The 19,000-nt window shown below is 70.3% G+C and carries 19 protein-coding genes and 1 tRNA gene; 7 read left to right on the top strand and 13 right to left on the bottom strand.

Translation table 11 applies throughout. The features are described 5' to 3' along the window. Positions 1-7: 7 nt before the first annotated feature. From pstA to pstS, 3 genes are all read right to left on the bottom strand, one after another. The gene (gene pstA / locus F4553_RS30930; RefSeq protein ID WP_312875455.1) at positions 8-1,075 is read right to left on the bottom strand and encodes a phosphate ABC transporter permease PstA; all 1,068 of its coding nucleotides are present in this window, start codon (positions 1,073-1,075) and stop codon (positions 8-10) included. Beyond that, on the bottom strand, positions 1,072-2,094 hold the full coding sequence (gene pstC / locus F4553_RS30925; RefSeq protein ID WP_184843091.1) for a phosphate ABC transporter permease subunit PstC: 1,023 nt from the start codon (positions 2,092-2,094) through the stop codon (positions 1,072-1,074). Before pstC ends, pstA begins: the two co-directional genes overlap by 4 nt. Positions 2,095-2,287: 193 nt before the next feature. Continuing rightward, entirely contained in the window at positions 2,288-3,379 is a 1,092-nt protein-coding gene (pstS, locus tag F4553_RS30920; protein ID WP_184843088.1) for a phosphate ABC transporter substrate-binding protein PstS, read from the bottom strand. Between the two features lie 194 nt (positions 3,380-3,573). Between pstS and F4553_RS30915 the strand changes: the two genes are divergently transcribed. Next, entirely contained in the window at positions 3,574-4,119 is a 546-nt protein-coding gene (locus F4553_RS30915) for a hypothetical protein (protein WP_184843085.1), read from the top strand. A gap of 2 nt (positions 4,120-4,121) precedes the next feature. Further along, positions 4,122-4,547 (top strand): RDD family protein, encoded by a 426-nt coding sequence (locus tag F4553_RS30910; RefSeq protein WP_184843082.1) that lies wholly within the window; start codon positions 4,122-4,124, stop codon positions 4,545-4,547. 36 nt (positions 4,548-4,583) lie between these two features. Here F4553_RS30910 and F4553_RS30905 read toward each other — a convergent pair whose 3' ends face one another. From F4553_RS30905 to F4553_RS30890, 4 genes are all read right to left on the bottom strand, one after another. After that, on the bottom strand, positions 4,584-5,480 hold the full coding sequence (locus F4553_RS30905; RefSeq protein ID WP_184843079.1) for a Gfo/Idh/MocA family protein: 897 nt from the start codon (positions 5,478-5,480) through the stop codon (positions 4,584-4,586). Between the two features lie 10 nt (positions 5,481-5,490). Then, the gene (locus F4553_RS30900; protein ID WP_184843077.1) at positions 5,491-6,216 is read right to left on the bottom strand and encodes a ZIP family metal transporter; all 726 of its coding nucleotides are present in this window, start codon (positions 6,214-6,216) and stop codon (positions 5,491-5,493) included. Positions 6,217-6,288: 72 nt separating this feature from the next. Next, a tRNA-Gly gene (locus F4553_RS30895) sits at positions 6,289-6,363 on the bottom strand. A gap of 104 nt (positions 6,364-6,467) precedes the next feature. Then, complete coding sequence (locus F4553_RS30890) at positions 6,468-7,238, bottom strand: DUF2127 domain-containing protein (protein ID WP_312875454.1); 771 nt, start codon at positions 7,236-7,238, stop codon at positions 6,468-6,470. A 145-nt stretch (positions 7,239-7,383) separates the two neighbouring features. On the opposite strand from F4553_RS30890, the gene F4553_RS30885 reads away from it, so the two are divergent. From F4553_RS30885 to F4553_RS30875, 3 genes are read left to right on the top strand one after another with little or no spacing between them, the layout of a single operon-like run. After that, positions 7,384-8,712, top strand: coding sequence for a DUF2637 domain-containing protein (locus F4553_RS30885; RefSeq protein WP_184843071.1), 1,329 nt, complete (start codon positions 7,384-7,386; stop codon positions 8,710-8,712). A 56-nt stretch (positions 8,713-8,768) separates the two neighbouring features. Next, a complete protein-coding gene (locus F4553_RS30880; protein ID WP_184843068.1) occupies positions 8,769-9,671 on the top strand; it encodes a proteasome assembly chaperone family protein in 903 nt (300 codons plus the stop codon). Between the two features lie 35 nt (positions 9,672-9,706). After that, entirely contained in the window at positions 9,707-10,102 is a 396-nt protein-coding gene (locus tag F4553_RS30875; protein WP_184843065.1) for a PaaI family thioesterase, read from the top strand. On the opposite strand, the gene F4553_RS30870 is transcribed toward F4553_RS30875, so the two are convergent. The 6 genes from F4553_RS30870 to F4553_RS30845 form a co-directional block, all read right to left on the bottom strand. Continuing rightward, positions 10,103-11,269 carry a cytochrome P450 gene (locus F4553_RS30870; RefSeq protein ID WP_184843062.1) on the bottom strand — a complete coding sequence of 389 codons (1,167 nt, stop codon included), beginning with the start codon at positions 11,267-11,269 and terminating at the stop codon, positions 10,103-10,105. A gap of 84 nt (positions 11,270-11,353) precedes the next feature. After that, entirely contained in the window at positions 11,354-12,187 is an 834-nt protein-coding gene (locus F4553_RS30865) for an ABC transporter permease subunit (protein WP_184843059.1), read from the bottom strand. After that, positions 12,184-13,089, bottom strand: a complete 906-nt coding sequence (locus tag F4553_RS30860; protein ID WP_184843056.1) for an ABC transporter ATP-binding protein — start codon at positions 13,087-13,089, stop codon at positions 12,184-12,186. Before F4553_RS30860 ends, F4553_RS30865 begins: the two co-directional genes overlap by 4 nt. A 102-nt stretch (positions 13,090-13,191) precedes the next feature. Further along, positions 13,192-14,064: a transglutaminase family protein gene (locus F4553_RS30855; RefSeq protein ID WP_312875453.1), complete on the bottom strand. Its 873-nt coding sequence runs from the start codon at positions 14,062-14,064 to the stop codon at positions 13,192-13,194. After that, positions 14,061-14,996 (bottom strand): alpha-E domain-containing protein, encoded by a 936-nt coding sequence (locus tag F4553_RS30850; RefSeq protein ID WP_184843054.1) that lies wholly within the window; start codon positions 14,994-14,996, stop codon positions 14,061-14,063. Before F4553_RS30850 ends, F4553_RS30855 begins: the two co-directional genes overlap by 4 nt. Next, the gene (locus F4553_RS30845; RefSeq protein WP_184843051.1) at positions 14,990-16,567 is read right to left on the bottom strand and encodes a circularly permuted type 2 ATP-grasp protein; all 1,578 of its coding nucleotides are present in this window, start codon (positions 16,565-16,567) and stop codon (positions 14,990-14,992) included. Before F4553_RS30845 ends, F4553_RS30850 begins: the two co-directional genes overlap by 7 nt. A 58-nt stretch (positions 16,568-16,625) precedes the next feature. On the opposite strand from F4553_RS30845, the gene F4553_RS30840 reads away from it, so the two are divergent. Both F4553_RS30840 and F4553_RS30835 read left to right on the top strand, forming a co-directional pair. After that, the gene (locus tag F4553_RS30840) at positions 16,626-17,111 is read left to right on the top strand and encodes a potassium channel family protein (RefSeq protein WP_184843048.1); all 486 of its coding nucleotides are present in this window, start codon (positions 16,626-16,628) and stop codon (positions 17,109-17,111) included. A 22-nt stretch (positions 17,112-17,133) separates the two neighbouring features. After that, positions 17,134-18,978, top strand: coding sequence for a hypothetical protein (locus F4553_RS30835; protein WP_184843045.1), 1,845 nt, complete (start codon positions 17,134-17,136; stop codon positions 18,976-18,978). Positions 18,979-19,000 lie beyond the last annotated feature (22 nt).

Below are 19,000 nucleotides of genomic sequence, written 5' to 3'. Positions count from 1 at the left end.
GTCTTCCTTACTTCGTGAGCTTGTTGCGGCTGGCGAGGAGCTTCGCCGCGACAGTGAGGGTGAGGACGAGGACGACGAGCGTCAGCGCGGCGGACCAGGCGCGCGGCGGACCGTACTGCGAGGCCGTGCTGATCTGGTCGTAGATGTAGGTCGCGAGCGACGCCTGGTTGCCCTCGAACGGGTTGGTGTTGATCGAGGCGTAGCCACCGGCGACGAGCAGCACCGGAGCGGTCTCGCCGGCGGCGCGGGCGATGGCGAGCATGATGCCGGTGACGATGCCGGGCAGCGCGGTCGGCAGCACGATCTTCGTGATCGTCTTCCACCTCGGGATGCCGAGTGCGTAGGCGCCCTCCCGCAGCGAGTCCGGCACCAGCCGGATCATCTCCTCGCAGGACCGGGTGATCGTCGGCAGCATCAGCACGCTGAGCGCGAGTGCGGCGGCGAAACCGGAGTAGTGCGCCTTGCCGTCGGAGCTGAACATCGGCGTGACGACGAGCACCCAGAAGGCGAGGATGAACAGGCCGGCGACGATCGACGGGATACCGGTCATGACGTCGACGAAGAATCGAACGGCGGTGGCGAGCCGCTTACCTCGGCCGTACTCCACGATGTAGATCGCGGCGGCGATGCCGAGCGGCACCGTGATGAGAACCGCGATGCCCACCTGCTCCAGCGTGCCGATCATGGCGTGGTAGATGCCGCCGTTGGCGTCGAAGGCGATGATGCCCTGCATCGAGTGCGTGAAGAAGTCGGCGTCGAGCCGCTCCCGGCCCCGATCGACCACGGTGAAGATCACCGACGCCAGCGGGAGCAGCGCCAGGGCGAACGCGGCGTAGATGAGCGATGAGGCGACCCGGTTGCTGGCGGAGCGGCGCCCCTCGACCACGGTGGCGGCGATGCCCACCCCGACCAGGTAGAGGACGACGGCGGCGATCCCGGTCAGGGCGATGCCGCCGCCGAGCAGCTCACCGGCGTACACCCCGAGGTAGGCCAGGGCGAGGGCGCCGACGGCGACCGCCCAGGGTGCCCAGGACGGCAGCTTGCGGCTCTTGAGGACGAGCGCGTCGGTGCTCACAGCGCCTCCCGGAATTCACGACGGCGGAAGATGATCGCCCGGGCGCTGACGTTGACGACCAGGGTGATGGCGAAGAGGACGAGGCCGGAGGCGATCAGTGCGCCCCGGCCGATCTCGCCCGCCTCGCCGAAGCGGTTGGCGATGTTGGCGGCGATCGTGTTGCCGCCGACCTCGATGACGTCGAACGAGATGACGAATGAGGCACCGAGGGTCATCGCGAGGGCGATCGTCTCACCGAGGGCGCGGCCCAGGCCGAGCATGACCGAGGCGATGAGGCCCGGGCGCCCGTAGGGCAGCACCGCGGTGCGGATCATCTCCCACTTGGTCGCACCGAGCGCGAGTGCCGCCTCCTCGTTCATCTTCGGGGTCTGGCTGAAGACCTCACGCGAGAGCGCGGTGATGATCGGCAGGATCATGATCGCGAGGACCAGGCCGCCGAGGAGCAGCGACTTGCCGTAGGGGCCTTCGCTGCCGAAGATCGGGATCCAGCCGAAATACCGGTGGAGCCAGGCCGAGAGCGCCCGCACCGGCTCGACCAGGTAGGCGAGTCCCCACAGGCCGAAGATGATGCTGGGCACGGCGGCGAGCAGATCGATGACGAATCCGAGGGTCGTCGCGACCCGCTTGGGCGCGTAGTGCGACAGGCACAGCGCGATGCCGAGCGCCACCGGGACGGCCAGGGCGAGCGCGATGATCGCGGTGATCAGCGTACCGATGACGAGGGCCCCGATGCCGAACTTCGGGTGCTCGACGTCGTCGGGGTACCAGCCCTCGAAGGTGAAGAAGTTGGCCTCGTTGGCCTGCAGCGCGGGAATCGCCTTCGCGATCAGGAACGCCGCGATCGCGATGATCAGGACCAGGACGAAGACGCCGGAGCCGGTACTGAGGAACTTGAAGATCGTCTCGCCGCCGAAGCGCTTGCGTCCGGCGAGCTTGGCGGGCCCGTCGTGCAGCGGCGAGGGTGCGGTCACCGCCGAGCCGGCCCGGTGGTTCGCGGGGCCGTCGCTAGAGGGCGGCATGGATGCCTCCGATGGTGGCTGGACTGGCTGCGCCTGTGTGCCGAGGCGAACGGCTGGATCATCCGGCGCCGCCGCCGAGGCCGCGGCTGCGGTCTCGGCGGAGTTCGCGATCCAGGAGGGGTGGCTCATCTGCCAGCTTCTCCATCGTCAGGTGGCGGGGCCTGCTCGCGCCTGCCCCGCCAGCTCGTCATCGTCAGCTGAGGTTGCTGATCGCGGTCTTGACCTTGGCCTGGACCTCGGCCGGCAGCGGGGCGTAGCCCAGCGTCGTCAGCTTGGCCTGGCCGTCGCCGGCTGCGTAGGTCAGGAATGCCTTGAGCAGCGCCAGCTTGTCGGCCGGGGTGCCCTTGCCGCAGACGATCTCGTAGGTCACCAGGATGATCGGGTAGGCGCCCGGCGTCGTGGTGTTGTAGTCGAGGGAGAGCTTCAGGTCGTCGCCCGTGCCGGACTGCTTCGCACCGGCGACGGTCTTTCCGGCCGCCTCGGCGGTGAGCTCGGTGAACTCGTTGGCACCGTTCTTGACCTTGGCGACACCGAGGCTGTTGACCTTGGCGAACGACCACTCGACGTAGCCGATGGCACCGTCGTTGGACTTGATGCCGGCGCTGACGCCGTCGCTGCCCTTCTCGCCCTGACCGCCGGCGGCCTTCCAGACCTTGTCGTTGCCGAGGGTCCAGTCGGTGGCGGCAGCCTTCGAGAGGTACTTGGTGAAGTTGTCGGTCGTGCCCGAGGAGTCGTTGCGGTGGATCGCGAGGATCTTCTTCGCCGGCAGCGTCGCGCCCGGGTTGTCGGCCTTGATCTCGGCGGCGTCCCACGAGGTGATGGCGCCCGAGAAGATCTTGGCGATCGTGGCGGGGCTGAGCTGCAGGCCCGTCACGCCGGTGAGGTTGTAGGCGACCGCGATCGGGCCGGTCACCAGCGGCAGGTGGATCGCCTTGCCGGTGGCGCAGCGGGTGTCGGCGGCCGGCTGCTCGGTGTCCTTGAGGGCCGAGTCGGACCCGGCGAAGTCGGCGGTGCCGGCGGAGAACGCCTGGATACCCGCACCGGATCCGGTGCCCTGGTAGTCCACCGTGGCGCCGGAGTTCAGCGCCAGGAAGTCTTTGATCCACTGGTCCATGGCGTTCTTCTGGGCCGTGGAACCCTGCGCGGTGAGCTTGCCGGAGACTCCGGACGCGTTCGAGCTGGAGCCCGAACCGGGCGTGGTGTTGTTATCAGTGCCACACGCCGCGAGTGCGACCGTCGCGGTCAGCATGACACCGGCCAGGATGGCGGGCCGCTTGAGCTTCACAAGCTTTCCCTTTCGAGGGGTGAAAGGCCGGCGGGTTCACCGGCTGAGAGGAAAGCTAGGCGCGCCAGGTAGCCGGTCACCCGGGAATGGGTGAACGGTCGGTGAACAGGTCAGACTCGGTAAGTGACGCCTACCCAGCCGAGATGTCCGTGTTTGTGAACTACTCCACGTGATGACCGCGTAAATTGGGTGGTATGTCCGATCAGACGCACGATCACCCCGGCGTGGCGCAGTTCGCCGTCGGTTCGGCGGCCCTCGCGGTCGACAGCCTCCGCCAGCTGACCCGGGGTTCGGCGCGCATCGTCCGGCGCCTCGGCGACCGCGGCGGCGAGGCCGTCATCGAGGGCCGGGACGCCGCCACCAGCGCGGTGCGGTCCCGGGTCGACGAGTCCATCGACTGGATCTCCCACACGGTCGCCCCGAAGGTGATCGACAAGATGACGCCCTACCTCGCGGACACGCTGGTCCCGAAGCTGCTCGACCGGATGATGCCCTACCTGACCGACTCGGTGGTACCCCGCATGATCGACTCCGCGATGCCGCACATCCGGGCCAAGGTGCTGCCGATCATCATCGAGGACCTGACCCACGATCCCGAGGTACGCGGGATGATCTCGGAGCAGGGCCGCGGAGTGCTCACCGACGCCGCCATCCAGCTCCGGGAGAGCACCGCCAGCGCCGACGACCGGGTGGAGACCGGCTTCCGCAAGCTGTTCCATCTGCCGCAGACCCAGAACTGACGGTGCACCCGCCTTACGCCGGGATCGTCTCCCGGATCAGCGCCATCGCCGTCGACGCGCTGGTCCTCGCCGTGGCGGTCTCGTCGGTGGCGGCCGGGTTCCCGGTCGTCTGGGAGCAGGTGATCGGCACTCCCCCGAACTGGGTGCAGACGGGTGCGCAGTGGGTGGGGACACTGCTGCCGGTGGTCTACTTCGCGGGCTGCTGGTCGGTTTCCGGGCGTACCCTCGGCGGTTTGCTGATGGGAACGAGGGTGCAGCGCCTCGACGGGAGTCGGGTCGGCTTCGCGCGCGCTCTGCTGCGCGCCGTCGTCGGGCTGCTGCTGGTGCCGGTCTGGGTGATCGGGCTGGTCGCGATCCTGGGGACGGAGAAGCGGCAGGCCCTGCACGACAAGCTCTTCAACACGGTGGTCCGGTTCACCGCGCTCTGAGGGCTGCGCTGAAGCAGCCCTCAGAGCGCGGATGAGCTAGGGGCCGACCTCGATGTGGCGGCCCGTCCGCGCCGACTCCTCGGCGGCGGCGAGGATCGCCACCACCTCCCGGCCGAAGTGCACGTCGAGCGGGTGCCCGCCACCCGGCACGGACGCCAGCAGCTCGCTGACGGCCCGCTGGTAGGCGTCGACGGGCGTGCTCTCGAAGCCGCCGATCGTGAGCCAGCCCGACTCGCCGTGGAACAGGTTCTCGAACTTCACCGCCGGCTCCGCCGAGGCGAGCGTCAGCTCCATCGTGCTCACCGCGCCGCCGTCGTGGCGCAGCGTCACGTAGAAGGTCTGGCGGGGGCCCTCCATCGCGCTGACCGAGGTCACCTTGCCCAGCACCGGGATGAAGAGCGAGAGCGCGTGCGGCCCGATGTCCCAGAGCCCGCCATGGATCTTGCGCCAGGCCGACTCGGCGTAGGGGCTGCCCTCGGAGTAGATCGAACCGAACAGCGTCGACCGGCCGCCCAGCCAGCCGCCCGTCGCGATCGCCTGGTCGAGCACCTCCACGATGTGCGGCCGGAAGCGGTTGGTGAAGAAGACCACCGACGAGACGCCGCTCGCCTCGACCGCCCGGACCACGGTGTCCGCGTCCTCGACCGTCAACGCCAGCGGCTTGTCCAGCAGCAGGTGCTTGCCCGCCTGCGCGGCCCGGGTCGCCAGCTCCGCCTGAATGCCCGGCGGCAGCGCGACCGCCACCGCGTCGACCTCGGCGAGCAGCTCATCCACCTCGGTGAAGGCGAGTACGCCAAGCTCGTCGGCGAGCGCCGCAGCCTTCTCCGGATTGCGCCCCCACACTCCGGCGAACTCGACATCAGGGTGGGCCGCAAGCGCCGCACCGTGCACGACCCGGGCCCAGTGCCCGGTGCCCAGCAGTCCAAATCTCATGGTGTCGACCTTAGATGGCGGCGAGTGCGGTGGCCGCCAGATAGCCCGCGACGGTCAGCAAACCCACCGTCTTGCCACCGTGCTGGTACGCCTCGGGGATCATCGAGTCGGCGAGCATCATCAGCAGCGCGCCCGCCGCGAACGCCTCCACGAAGAGCCCGCCGTCGCTGAGGCTGCTCGCCACCGAGAAGCCGACCCCGGCGATCGCACCGCAGGCGAGCGTCAGCCCGCCCCACATCGCGGCGACGTGCAGGTTGGTGTAACCGGCCGCGCGCATGCTGACCGTCCCCGCCACACCCTGCGGGATGTTGGAGACGAAGACGGCGGCGAGGAACGCGATGCTGATCGCGCCGCCGAGCGAGAGGCTGGCGCCGAGCACGAACGCCTCGGGCACCCCGTCGAGCAGCGCGCCGAGGAACATCGCCAGCCCCGACCCGCCGGCCGCCTCCGGGAGGATGTTCTGGCGGGTCGCCGCGCCCCGCCCGTCGAGCAGCCTGTCGGCGAAGAAGTAGACGAGCGCGCCCGTGCTCAGGCCCCCGGCGAGGATGAGCCCGTTGTCCAGCGCCTCCGTCGGCACGAGCTGATAGGCGATCGCCGAGAGCAGGGTGCCCGCGCCGAAGCCCATGACGAGCCCGGTGGCCCGCGTCCGGGTCCGCATCGGCTCGGCCAGCGCCTGCCCGAGGAAGAGGGCGGCGGAGGAGAAGGCACCCCAGAAGATCGCGATCCAGACGGTCACGGCCTGATTATCGGCGCGTTTCCGCTGCCAGAACGGCGAAAGGCGCCCGCGGGTCGCGAGCGCCTTTCGATCTGGAGCGGATGACGAGATTCGAACTCGCGACCCTCACCTTGGCAAGGTGATGCGCTACCACTGCGCCACATCCGCATGTCGCCGGATCGCTCCGGTGACTCGACGAACTATACCGGACCCCTCAGACCGCGCGAGCACCTCCCTCCCCCCGGCCGCCCCTCGGCGTACCCGTCGCGGGGTCAGGGGTTGAGGGAGGCTCCCGGGGCCGTGACGCGGCGGCGGGGAGCGCGGTTGGTGGCCTCGTCGCCCGCGACCTCGACCTCGAGCAGGCTCGCCTCCTGGCGTTCGGCCTCATGCGCGGCGTGGCCGCCGCGCAGGCCGAACAGGCGCTTGGAGAGCAGGATGTAGAGCACCGCCGCGATGTTGATGACGAGTGCGCCGATCCGGACCCAGGTGACCCGCTCGGTGAGCTCATAGATCTCGATCGGGATGAAGAGCGATGTCGCGACGACCGCGAAATACTCTCCCCAGCGCTTGAGCAGCCAGAGACCGAGGCCCTCGGCGAGCTGCAATCCACCGTAGACGACGAGTCCGACGATGATCCAGGTGAGCGTGCGGGACTCGGCCTCGATGACCTTGCGCAGCGTGTGGACGATGGACGAGTCGCTCAGGTCATAGTTGAACTTGTCCGCGATGGGCTTGAGCAGCGGCAGGTCCTCGTCGAACGCGCGGTGCACGGCGTCCTGATTGGCCCGGAAGCGGAAGACGCCGTAAGCCGCGAGCAGCACGATGATGCCCTTGGCGAATCGTTCGACCGCGAGCAGCCGCAGGATGACCGCGTCGCGCAGGGCCCGGCCGCGCAGCACGATGGGCGCCTGATCGGCGGGGCCCTCGCCGCGCGGGTCGCCGACGACGAAGGTGCCGCAGCGCAGGCAACGCCATGCGCGGCCGACCGGAGTGGCGGTGTGCAGCCTGGCTCGCAGCTCCGGTTCGGTCGGAGCGTAGGTCACGTGACCCTTACGTCCGCATGTGCGCAAATTCCAATCCACGGAAGGCAAACTACCTCACCCTGTCGACATGCGGTCGTTATGAAGATGGATAAAGCTGTGCGGGGCAGCGTGGAACCACGCCGTACCCGTCTGGGAGGATTCCCCCGTGAGCGCCACCCCCACCGGAGCCGTCAACGCCATCCGCTCAGCACGTCGCTGGCCGGCGTTCGAGGCCAACCGGCGCACCACTTTCTGGATAAATGCGCTGCTGACCATCGTCGCGCTGGCAGCGTCCTATGGCGCTGCGCTGGGACAGGCCGGCTTCGCCGAGATCTATCTCGGCATGCACGGCCCCGAACGCTACGTCGTCTTCCTCATCATCGAGGCGACGGCCGTCGCGCTGATGATGCTCGCCAACCAGACCGCCCTCGCCGGTGACTCGGCGGCCGGACTGTGGTCGCTGGTCTGGACCGTCACCGCGGGCGCGGTGACGATGCAGATCATCCACGCCCAGGCGATCGGCCAGCCCGAGGCGGCGATGGTCTACGCCACCGCGAGCGTGCTGACCGTGGTGCTGTGGCGGGCCAAGACGCGGCGTTCGCTGCGGGACCGGCTGCGGGCGGCGGGCATGATCGAGGACCCGCTGCCGCGCTACCGGCCGATCCGCTGGCTGCTGCGCCCCCGCGAGACCTTCCGGGCGTGGTATCTGGCGCTCGGCGAGGGGGTCTCCGACCCGGCCACCGCGATGGACATGGCCCGCGCGGACCAGCTCTACCACCGCGCCGCCGTGACCGCGCAGCGCACCGTCCGTGAGGCACGCCGCAAGGGCGAGCCGGTGCCCGACCTCACCAGCCAGCAGCACGTGGTGCCGCCGTGGCGGGTCACCCACCCCGACGCGCACCGCTTCGGCGTCCTGCCGTGGCACCACCACACGCCCGCCACGATCGCCGCCGCTGCCGAGCAGGCCCAGCTCGAGGCGGAGCAGACCGTCGAGCGGCTCAGCAGCGAGCGGGCCACCAAGCAACGGACCAACGGCACCCGCAAGGCGGTCGGCTCGGCGTCGGTTCCTTCGGCCCCGGCCTCCCCGGTGGTGGCTCAGCGCATTCCGGTCGACTCCCCGACCGTCGAGGTGCCGCCGTCGCAGGCGCTCGGCGGTTCGACGATGGAGCTGGAGTCCGTGCAGATGCAGCCACTGCTGCCGGATCTGCGTGCCCAACTCGACGGATTGTTCCCGACCATCGAGTCGGGGCCCCCGGCCAACGGCTCCTTCCGATCGTTGATCTTCGAGGCATGTGACAGCCAGTTCGACCCGGAGGACCCGCGAAAGCCCGGCGAGATCGCGGCGATCCTGGCCGAACAGTTCGACAGCTCCGAAATAGCCGCTATCACACGTTATGTCCGCCAATGGCGTACTGAGGTGCTGGAGGGGCGTCGTGATCCCGCGCGCAACCGCCGCCGGACCATCGCGCAGCGCACCGTCACCAATGACGTCTGATGTGATCACCACCACCTAACCGGAATGGTCTGCCGTGCTTGAGCGTTGCCACCAACATGCGTGATCCTCGCGAGCTCTACCAGCTCGACGGCCAGCTCCCCGAGCTCGGGCGTCCGGTGCTGCTGCACGCCCTGCACGGGTTCGTCGACGCCGGAAACGCGGGGCGTCTCGCCCGGGAGCACCTCGTCGACGTGCTCGAAGGCCAGGTGCTCGCCGAGTTCGACATCGACGAGCTCTTCGACTACCGCGCCCGCCGCCCGCTGATGCGCTTCAACGCCGATCACTGGGAGCACTACGACGCGCCGAAGCTGACCCTGCACTCCCTGCGCGACGATGACGGCACTCCGTTCCTGCTGCTCGCGGGTGCTGAACCCGACCTGCAGTGGGAGCGGTTCGTCGCGGCGATGACCGGCCTGATCGAGGACCTCGGCGTTCGGACGACGATCGGCATCCACGCCATTCCGATGGCGGTGCCGCACACCCGGCCGGCCGGGGTCACCGCGCACGCCACCCGGCCCGAGCTGATCGCCGGGCACGAGCCGTGGTTCCAGCGCGTCCAGGTGCCCGCCAGCATGACCAACCTGCTGGAGTTCCGCCTCGGCCAGGTCGGCCACGACGCGATCGGGTTCGCCGCGCACGTCCCCAACTACCTCGCCGAGGCCGACTACCAGCCCGCCGCCGAGGCGCTGCTGGGGTCCGTCTCCCGCTCCACCGGCCTGCTCCTGCCGACCGACGGCCTGCGGGTCGCGGGCGAGCAGATGCGGCTGGAGGTCGAGCGGCAGCTCGCCAACAACGAGCAGGCCGAGTCCGTGGTCCGCGCGCTGGAGGAGCAGTACGACGCCTTCACCCGCGGACGCAGCACCAGCCTCCTGAGCGCCACTCCGGAGCTGCCGACCGCCGACGAGCTCGGCGCCGAGCTGGAGCGGTTCCTCGCCGAGCACCACCGCGACAGCGAGTGACGGAGCCGGTTTCTACCAACGGGTAGGGTCTGCGTATGGAGATGGACAGTGACGCCGCCCAATTGACCGAGCGCATGGGGATCGAGCTGGTGGAGGTCTCCGCCGAGCGGGTCGTCGGCACCATGCCGGTCGAGGGCAACCAGCAGCCCTATGGCCTGCTGCACGGCGGCGCCTCCTGCGTTCTCGCCGAGACGCTCGGCTCGATCGGCGCCGCCATGCACGGCATGAGCATCGGGCGCCCCGGCGCCGTCGGCATGGAGCTCAGCGCCAGCCATCACCGCAGCGCCCGCAGCGGCAAGGTCACCGGGGTCGCCACCCCGCTGCACCTCGGCGGCACCGTCGCCACCTACGAGATCGTCATCACCGACGACGAGGGTGCGCGGATCTGCACCGCCCGCCTCACCTGCATGCTGCGCAAGGCGACGAACTGATCAGCTCCGGTCCCAGGTGACCGGCATCGTCTCATAGCCGCGCAGCACCATCCGGCTGCGCCGAACGGGCTCCCCCGCCAGGGCGAGACCGGGCAGGCAGCCCAGGAGCAGCGGAAACGCGATCCGGGCCTCCAGCCGGGCCAGCACCGCGCCCAGGCAGAAGTGCGCCCCCGCCCCGAACGAGATCGGCGTGTTGCCCGTCCGGTCCGGGCGGAACGCGTCGGCGTCGGCGAAGCGGGTCTCGTCCCGGTTGGCCGAGCCGATCAATGCCATGACGAACCAGCCGGGGTCGACATCGTGTCCATGCACGACGGTCGGCTCGAGCGCCACCCGCGAGGTGAGCTGGACCGGCGGGTCGAACCGCAGGAACTCCTCGACATAGCGTTCGGCGAGCGCCGGGTCCGCGACGAGCCGCGCCAGGTGGGCCGGGTGGTCGAGCAGGGTCATCACGCCGTTGCCGATGAGGTTGGTCGTCGTCTCGAACCCCGCGATCAGCAGCAGCGCCAGGTTGCCGATCAGCTCGTCCTCGGCGAGCGCGTCCGAGGCCGCGAGCTCTGAGATGAGGTCGTCGCCGGGCGACCTGCGCCGGTCGCGCACGAGACTCAGGAAGTACGCCGTCAGCAGCTCCGCCGCGCTCTGCCGGGACGCCTCCTCCTCCGGCGTCATCTCCCCCTCCAGCTCCAGCGCCACGTCCGCGGCGACGGGCCGGAACCAGCCGCGATCGGCGATGGGCACCCCGAGCAGTTCGCAGATCACCCCGACCGGCAGCCGATAGGCGAAGTCGGCCATCAGATCGGCCTGCCGGCCCGGTGCCGCCGACATCTCCCGGAGCAGCTCACGGGCCTGTGCGGTGATCGCGTCGGCGAGGCCGTTGACCCGGCGCGGGGTGAAGGCGCCGGCGAAGAGGCGGCGCATCCTGGTGTGGTCGGGCGCGTTGTTGTTGAGCATCGACGCGTCGAGCAACCGCCCGGATCCGCCGCCGACACCGAACGCGCTGTCGCGCAGCACCTCGTCGACCGTCTCGAAGCTGGTGGCGATGAGGAAGCCCGGCTCGACACCGACCAGGGGCCCGAGCTGCCGCAACTTCGCGTAGACGGGGTAGGGGTCGTCCCGGCCGGCGGGCGAGGCGAGGTGGGCGTAGAGGGCGGCGGCTTCCCCGTGGCTCATCCGGGCCATGCTAGTGACACCGCGCAACGACGATCGGCGTGACTCCGGTGCGGAGCCACGCCGATCGTGCGGTTGCCGAGCCGGCTACGAGATGTCGCGGCGGCGCAGGATGAGCGTGCCGATCGTGCCGGCCACCACGGCGTACCCGATGAGGATGGCCGCGCCCACCCACTGCGGTGGGTGGTCCGGCAGTTGCGTGCCGCTCACCATCACCGCTGAGGCGATGGACGGCACGATGACGTCGAACTTCCGGATCCAGTCGCCCTGCCAGGCGGCGAGCAGCTCGAAGATGATCGACACGGCGAACGTGCCGATGACGTAGAGCACGGCCGCGGTCACCGTCGCACCGATCTGGCTGCGGATCAGCACGCCGAAGCCCAGCCCGAAGATGCCCCACAGGCAGAAGGCGAGCAGGTTCAGCCCGACCGCCTTGAGGACCTCGGTGTCGCCGAGGTGCGCCGACTGGCCCTCGGAGCTGAGGAAGATGGCTCCGCCCGGGACCGAGAGCAGCGTGGTGATGAACCAGAAGAAGACGCCGCCGACGGCGGAGACGGCGAGCTTCGCCGCGACGACCGACGAGCGGCGCGGCGTGGTGAGGAAGGTCGTGGTCAGCGTCTGGTGCTGGAACTCGCTGGTGATCAGCAGGATGCCGAGCAGCATCGCGAAGAGCAGGCCGAAGAACTGGCCGGAGGTGTAGAGGTTCGAGGCGATCGACGTGAAGTCGACGTTCGCCACGGCCTCCACCTGGTCGCCCTGCGGGCCCTCGGGGCCGGCGAATTTCTCCGGGTGGAGCGTGACATAGGTGCCGAACGTGTTGGCCGCGAAGGCCAGCGCCCACAGCACCGCGACGCCGATCGTGAAGAGCCACCACGCGCTGGTCGTGCGGAGCTTGAGGAACTCGCTGCGGATGAGGTTCATCGGATGGCCGCCTTCCCCGCGGTGAGCTCCAGGAAGACCTGTTCCAGGTCGGGTTTCTCGGTGAAGAGCTCGTGCAGCTCCACTCCGGCACGCAGGGCGGCGGCACCGATCGCCGGTGCCTCGACGCCGGTGATGATCAGCGCACCGTCGGCACCCGGCTGCACCGTGGCACCGGTCAGCGCGGCGGTCAGCTTCGCGGCATCGGGGGTGCGGACGCGGACGGAAGCCGCGGTGCCCTTGCCGTTGAGGATGGTGTCGACCGGCCCCTGCGCGATCAGCCTGCCCGCCGCGATGATCACGACATCATCGGCGAGGAGCTCCATCTCGGAGAGCAGGTGGCTGGAGACGAGGACCGTGCGCCCCGCCTCGGCGAGTGCCTTGAGCAGGTCGCGCATCCACCGGATGCCCTCGGGGTCGAGCCCGTTGGCGGGCTCGTCGAGGATGAGCACCTTCGGGTCGCCGAGCAGCGCGGCGGCGATACCGAGCCGCTGGCGCATGCCGAGCGAGTAGCCCTTGAACTTGCGCTTCGCGGCCGGGGTCAGTCCGACCTGCGCCAGCACCTCGTCGGCCCGCGAGTAGGGCAGCCCGGCGGCGGCGCAGATGACCTTCAGGTGGTTGATGCCGGTGCGGGCCTTGTGCGCGCTCGACGCCTCCAGCACCGCGCCGACGCTGTGCAGCGGCTTCGGCAGGTCGGCATAGCGCTGCCCGCCGATCGTCGCCGTGCCCGCCGTCGGCGTCACCAGGTTGAGGACCATCCGCAGGGTGGTGGTCTTGCCGGCTCCGTTGGGCCCGAGGAAGCCGGTGACCCGGCCGGGCTCGATCGTGAACGAAAGGTTGTCCACTGCCTTGACGTTGTTGTATTGCTTGGTTAAGCCGGAGACGACGATTTGTCCCTCGGACATAGGTTTTTCCTCCCAGTCGCGCAGAAATGGGGCTGCGCCGGGCAACAGCCTCGCCCATTGTGCGTCGCCGGGTCAATCCGCGCTCGCCGGAGAAACCGCACGCTAGCGGACCCGGGTCAGGGTCACCTCGACCGTCTGGCTGGTGTTGGGCGGACCGGCATAGACGCCCTTCAACGGCGGGACATCGCCGTAGTCCCGGCCCCGGCCGACCACCACGTGGCGCTCGCCGACGCCGACGCCGTTGGTCGGGTCATAGGCGTGCCAGTCCCCCGTCCACCACTCGACCCAGGCGTGGCTCTGCCCGGCGACGGGCTGGCCCAGCGGTGCGTTGGGCGTCGGGTGCAGGTAGCCCGAGACGTAGCGCGCGGGCAGCCCCATCGTGCGCAGCAGGGCGATGGCGAGGTGCGAGAGGTCCTGGCACACCCCGAGCCGCTGCCGCCAGACCTGGACGGCGTCGGTCTGCACGCCGGTCGTCCCCGACGCATAGGTGATCTCCTGCCGGACCAGCTCGCAGACCGCGCGCGCCGCCTCGTCCGGGGTCTTGAAGGCGGCCCGCATCGAGGTGGCGAGCTCGGTGAGCTCCTCGTCGAGCGCGGTCCGCGGGGTGGGCAGCAGCAGCTCGGGCCAGCGCTCGGCGACCGCGGGCCGGTCGAGGTCGTCCCAGCCGATCCCGTTGGAGCGGGCCGGGGTCGCCACCAGCGTCTCCACGGTGGCGTCCGCGATCACCTCCAGCGACTCGTGCGAGACCTGCACGTCGAAGGCGGTGACGGTGGTGCCCCAGTAGTCGCGGTAGGCGAAGGTGCGCGCCGACGGCCAGACCGTGATCCGGGAGTCGAGCACCGACTGCCGCGGCTCGATCGTCGGCGACATCCGCGCCTCGTTGTAGGAGGAGCCGACGAGGCCCGCGTACTGCATGCCGGTGCGGTGCCTGATCTGCAGCCGCCAGCCGGGGCTGCCCACATAGCCGCCGTTCACGCCACCGCCTCCGCCCAGTGCACCGCTGCGGTCTGCCGGAAGTAGCGCAAGGAGATCGCCTCATTCACTTGGGAGCAGGTGCGCTGCACCTTGGCGAGGGTCGGGCCGAGCTCGGCGAGCAGCTCTTCCGGTGGCTTGTAGGCGAGTTCGGTGCGGACCCGGCCGAGGATGCGCTGCGCGTCGGTGCCGACGCCGACCCGGCCCGGATCGGGCTCCAGCTCCGCGAGGCAGCTCTCGGCCGTGACGAGCGCGGCGAGCACCGACCGGGGGAAGAGCCGGTCGAGCACGAGGAACTCGGCGGCGTGCCGGTCGTTGCTGGAGCCCCGGTAGGTGCGCAGGTAGGTCTCCCACCCGCCGGTGGAGCGCAGCAGCGTCAGCCAGCTCGGGATGCTGCCGCCCGCCCGCGAGTGGGTGGAGAGCAGGCGGGAGGTCATGTCGACCCGCTCGACGCTGCGGCCGAGCATCAGGAACAGCCAGCCCTCGTCCCGGCTCATCGTGGCATCGGCGAGTCCGGCGAGGATGGAGCAGCGCTCGCGTACCCACTGGAAGAAGGCGTGCACACCGCGCTCCTCGATGCGCTGACGCGCGTCTCGCAGGCCCAGCCACGTGGTGTTGAGGCACTCCCACATCTCGGCCGAGACGGTCTCGCGCGCGCCGCGCGCGTTCTCGCGCGCGGCGGTGAGCGCGCCCAGGACCGAGCTGGTGCTGTCGGGGTCGAGGCCGAGCCGCTCCACGACGCCCGCCTGGCTCACGGCATGATCGACGGCTGGTACGCCCATGACGGCGAGCAGCGACCTGCAGGCCTGCTCCTCGTCGGTCCACGGGTCCTGGCGCATCCGGTGCAGATGCACGTCGAGGATCCGGGCGGTGTCCTCCGCCCGCTCGACATAGCGGCCGATCCAGTAGAGCGATTCGGCGATGCGGCTCAACATGCCGGCCTCCCGGGTACGCGGAACTGCTGCTGCTGCTGTGCCTGGTCCTCGAAGTGGGGACCGGGATCGGGCCGCCGGGGCTGCGCGACCTGCGGGCCGACCAGCGTCGGGACCGGCTCCGGCTCGAAGACGTCCTCGTCCGAGGAGGTCAGGACCCAGGTGTCCTTGGAGCCGCCGCCCTGGCTGGAGTTGACGACGAGCGCGCCCTCGGGGAGCGCGACACGGGTGAGCCCGCCGGGCAGCACCCAGACCTTGTTGCCGTCGTTGACCGCGAAGGGCCGCAGGTCGACGTGGCGTGGCCGGAGGCTCTCGCCGATCAGGGTCGGGACCGTGGAGAGCTTCACCTCGCGCTGGGCGATCCAGCCGCGCGGGTCGTGCAGGAGCCGCTGGCGGACCGTGGCGAGCTCCTCGTCGGTCGCCATCGAGCCGATGACGATGCCGGAGCCGCCGGAGCCGTCGACGGGCTTGACGACGAGCTGGTCGAGGCGGCCGAGCACGTGCTGCAGGACATCGGGGTCGTCGAGGCGGTAGGTCTCGACGTTGGGCAGCAGCGGCTCCTCACCCAGGTAGTAGCGGATCAGATCGGGCACGTAGGTGTAGATGAGCTTGTCGTCGGCGACGCCGTTGCCGACCGCGTTGGCGAGGGTGACCCGGCCGGCGCGGGCGGCGTTGAGCAGGCCCGCGCAGCCGAGCATCGAGTCGGCCCGGAAGTGCACCGGGTCGAGGAACTCGTCGTCGATGCGGCGGTAGATGACATCGACGCGCCGCTCGCCGGCGGTGGTCCGCATCGCCACCTCGTTGCCGACGCAGACGAGGTCGCGGCCCTCGACGAGCTCGACGCCCATCTCCCGGGCGAGCAGCGCGTGCTCGAAGTAGGCGGAGTTGTGCACGCCGGGGGTGAGCACGACGACGACCGGCTCGTCGACCCCGGCGGGGGCGGCGGCCCGCAGGGCGGCGAGGAGCATCGTCGGGTAGGACTCGACCGGCCGGACCCGGGTGGAGCCGAAGATCTCGGGCAGCACGTGGGCCATGGCCCGGCGGTTCTCGATGACGTAGCTGACGCCGGACGGCGTGCGGACGTTGTCCTCGAGCACCCGGAAGTCGCCCTGCTCGTCGCGGATCAGGTCGACCCCCGACACCAGGACGCGAACGCCGTTGGGCGGGTTGAGCCCGTGCGCCTCGCGGTGGAAGTGCGCGCTGGTGACGATCGTGGACCGGGGCACGATGCCGTCGTGGAGCACGTTGCCGTCGCCGTAGACGTCGGCGAGGAACGCCTCCAGCGCCCGGACCCGCTGCGCCACGCCGGCCTCGACCTTGCGCCACTGATCGGCTTCGATGACTCGCGGGACGATGTCGAGGGGGAAGGGACGCTCGACGCCCTTGAGCGCGAAGGTCACACCCTGGTCGAGGAAGGCTCGGGCGAGCACATCGGCCCTGGTCCGCAGGTCTCCTCCGGCGAGCGGCCGGAGGGTGGCGTGGAGCGAGGCGTAGGTGGGACGGGGCTCGCCGGTCGCCGCGAACATCTCGTCCCAGGCAGCGCCCAGGGGATAATCCTCGAATAGGTCCGCCATGTCCCGACGCTACGTAACGGTGATTGCGATTGGGTTACGGCCGCCGGACAATGCGGACATGGTCTTGGTCGCACTGTGGCGCTCATTGGGTACGTGCGCGTTACTCGTCGCGGCATTCTTCCTGGTCCCCGTCTCGACCGACGATGACGGCGCGGTCTGGCGCGCCATCGTGACCTTGCTCATCATGGCGCTCGCCGTCTGGCTCATCTATCGCCAGATCCGCCGCCAGGTCGACGATCCGGTGGCACCGCTCGCCGGGCTCATGCTCGCCATCGTCGGTGGCGTCCTGATCTTCGCCTTCATCGACTACGAGATCGCCGTCGAGCGGCCGGGCGAGTTCGTCGACCTCGCCACGAGGCTCGACGCCCTCTACTTCGCGCTCACCACACTCGCCACCGTCGGCTACGGCGACGTGCACGCCGAGGGGCAGCTCGCCCGGGGTGTGCTCTGCGCCCAGCTCCTGTTCAACATCGTCGTCGTGGGCGCCGCCGCCTCCATCCTCGTCAGCCAGTTACGCAGCCGCGTACGGGCACCACGGCCTTGAGCTGTCGGTCTACGCTGCCGGGATGCCCCGTACTCCGGCCATCCTCTCCAGCCACTGGCGGCAGCTGCTGGCGGTGATCGCACCCCCGCTGGCGCTCGCGTCGCTGCTGCAGTCGCTGATCACCATGTTCACCGCCGGGGACCGGGGCATCGTGTTCCACGGCGAGCTGATCGGGCCGACGGGCCTGCAGGACGTGGTCGGGGCGCTGATCTGGCTGGTGGCGTGGCTGATCGCGATCTCGGCGGGCGTGGTGGTCGCCGCCGGTGCCGCCCGCGACCTCCACGTCGGACCCGCGGCGGCCGTCCGCTACGCCCTCTCCCGCCTGCACCACACCGGCTTCGTCGCGATCCAGGGGATCATCGCCGGACTGCTCCTGCTCCTGCTGCTCGGCATCGCGATGGGCGTGGTGGGCTGGATGGCGCTGGTGGCACTCGTCTTCATCGCGGTGCTGCTGGCCCGCCTCGCCGTGGCGCTGCCGTCCGCGCTGCTGCAGGGGCCGGGCTACCTGAGCCGGGCACACGATGTCACCCGGGGCCGGGCGCTCTACCCGGGCTTCATCTTCGTGCTCGGCTTCGTGGTCCTGCCGGGCGGCGCCTCATGGCTGACCGGGCTGCTGCGCGGGCTGCCGGACAGCCCGGCACTCGCGGCACCGATCGCGCTCGCCGCCCTCGCCCTCGTCGTCGCGGTCGTCGCCGTGCAGGCCGTCACGCTGACCGTGGTCTACCTGGAGCCGCGGGTCGAGGGCGACCCGCACCCCGCTGCGGACCTCGCCGCCGTCGACGCCACGCTGACCGGGGTCGGCGGCCGGGAGGCGGGTGCGGGCCTGCTCGGCCTCGCCGGGCTGGCGGTCGCGGCACCGGCGCTGATCGGGCTGCTCGTCGCCTTCATCAACCCCTACGCCGCGCCGGTGCTCGACGAGGCGTCGGTGCCGACCGGGCACGTCCGGCTCGCCGGTGTCGGCGTCGCACCGGACGGCCGTCCGGTCGCGATCACCGAGCAGCAGATCTTCACCTGCGAGGACACCGACTGCCAGAGCGGCACCCACCAGCGCGACACGGTCGGGGCGAGCCGCTCCGAAACGGTCCTCGACGACGGCTCGATCGTCGGCATCGATCGCGACAGCACGCAGGCGGTGCTCACCGTCTGCGCCCGGGAGGGCTCCTGCAAGCAGGCGAAATTCCCGCTGCCGAAGCTCGGCTTCCAGTGGCAGAGCGCGGCGCTGACCGTCACCCCGCACGGCACGCTGGTCATCGTCGCGGTGGTGGAGTACGAGTCCTCCACCGACGTGGTGCTCTGGCGCTGCCCCGGCCTCGACTGCAGCCGCGCCTCGCAGACCTACATCCAGCCCTACTTCAGCCTCATGGGCAACGACGTGGAGCCGATCATTGCGATCGGGCAGAGCCCGCAGGGGTTCCCGGTGGTCGCCTGGGGCAGAAGGGACGCGCAGCTCATCCACATGGCACGCTGCGACGACGAGGCCTGCACCCACGTCCAGCGCGACACCCGGACGGCGTACCCGCCGGTCACCTCCTCGGTCCCGGACGCCGTCCAGGAGGTCGGCGGCTTCGGCATCGACCGCCAGGGCAAGCTGGTGGTCGCGATCGTGTCGCGCCGACCGCAGCAGGGCTTCGGGATCCGCTTCTCGATCGGCGAGTTCGACCGGATCGCGCTGGTGCGCTGCGACACCGACGACTGCCGGCGCCGCTCCGCGCGCCGACCGTGGCACCGGCTCGACGACTACCGGGGTGAGCGGATCTGGGTCGCCTTCACACCCGACAACTCCCCCGTCCTGGTGCACGCGGGTGACAGCACGGGGGTCGCCCGGGTCATCACCTGCGTGCAGAACTGCACGACCGGGTGGGGCTGACCGCGCGGGCCGGTTCCCGTAC

Source organism: Allocatelliglobosispora scoriae, from assembly GCF_014204945.1.
Lineage (GTDB): Bacteria > Actinomycetota > Actinomycetes > Mycobacteriales > Micromonosporaceae > Allocatelliglobosispora > Allocatelliglobosispora scoriae.
This window is presented reverse-complemented; position numbering and strand designations above follow the sequence as displayed.

Coding starts and splice junctions, on each gene's coding strand:
- F4553_RS30880 (WP_184843068.1), top strand. CDS start 8,769: ATGCGTGATCCTCGCGAGCTCTACCAGCTCGACGGCCAGCTCCCCGAG.
- F4553_RS30870 (WP_184843062.1), bottom strand. CDS start 11,269: ATGAGCCACGGGGAAGCCGCCGCCCTCTACGCCCACCTCGCCTCGCCC.
- F4553_RS30915 (WP_184843085.1), top strand. CDS start 3,574: ATGTCCGATCAGACGCACGATCACCCCGGCGTGGCGCAGTTCGCCGTC.
- F4553_RS30835 (WP_184843045.1), top strand. CDS start 17,134: ATGCCCCGTACTCCGGCCATCCTCTCCAGCCACTGGCGGCAGCTGCTG.
- F4553_RS30860 (WP_184843056.1), bottom strand. CDS start 13,089: ATGTCCGAGGGACAAATCGTCGTCTCCGGCTTAACCAAGCAATACAAC.
- F4553_RS30875 (WP_184843065.1), top strand. CDS start 9,707: ATGGAGATGGACAGTGACGCCGCCCAATTGACCGAGCGCATGGGGATC.
- F4553_RS30905 (WP_184843079.1), bottom strand. CDS start 5,480: ATGAGATTTGGACTGCTGGGCACCGGGCACTGGGCCCGGGTCGTGCAC.
- pstC (WP_184843091.1), bottom strand. CDS start 2,094: ATGCCGCCCTCTAGCGACGGCCCCGCGAACCACCGGGCCGGCTCGGCG.
- F4553_RS30865 (WP_184843059.1), bottom strand. CDS start 12,187: ATGAACCTCATCCGCAGCGAGTTCCTCAAGCTCCGCACGACCAGCGCG.
- F4553_RS30845 (WP_184843051.1), bottom strand. CDS start 16,567: ATGGCGGACCTATTCGAGGATTATCCCCTGGGCGCTGCCTGGGACGAG.
- F4553_RS30850 (WP_184843054.1), bottom strand. CDS start 14,996: ATGTTGAGCCGCATCGCCGAATCGCTCTACTGGATCGGCCGCTATGTC.
- F4553_RS30840 (WP_184843048.1), top strand. CDS start 16,626: ATGGTCTTGGTCGCACTGTGGCGCTCATTGGGTACGTGCGCGTTACTC.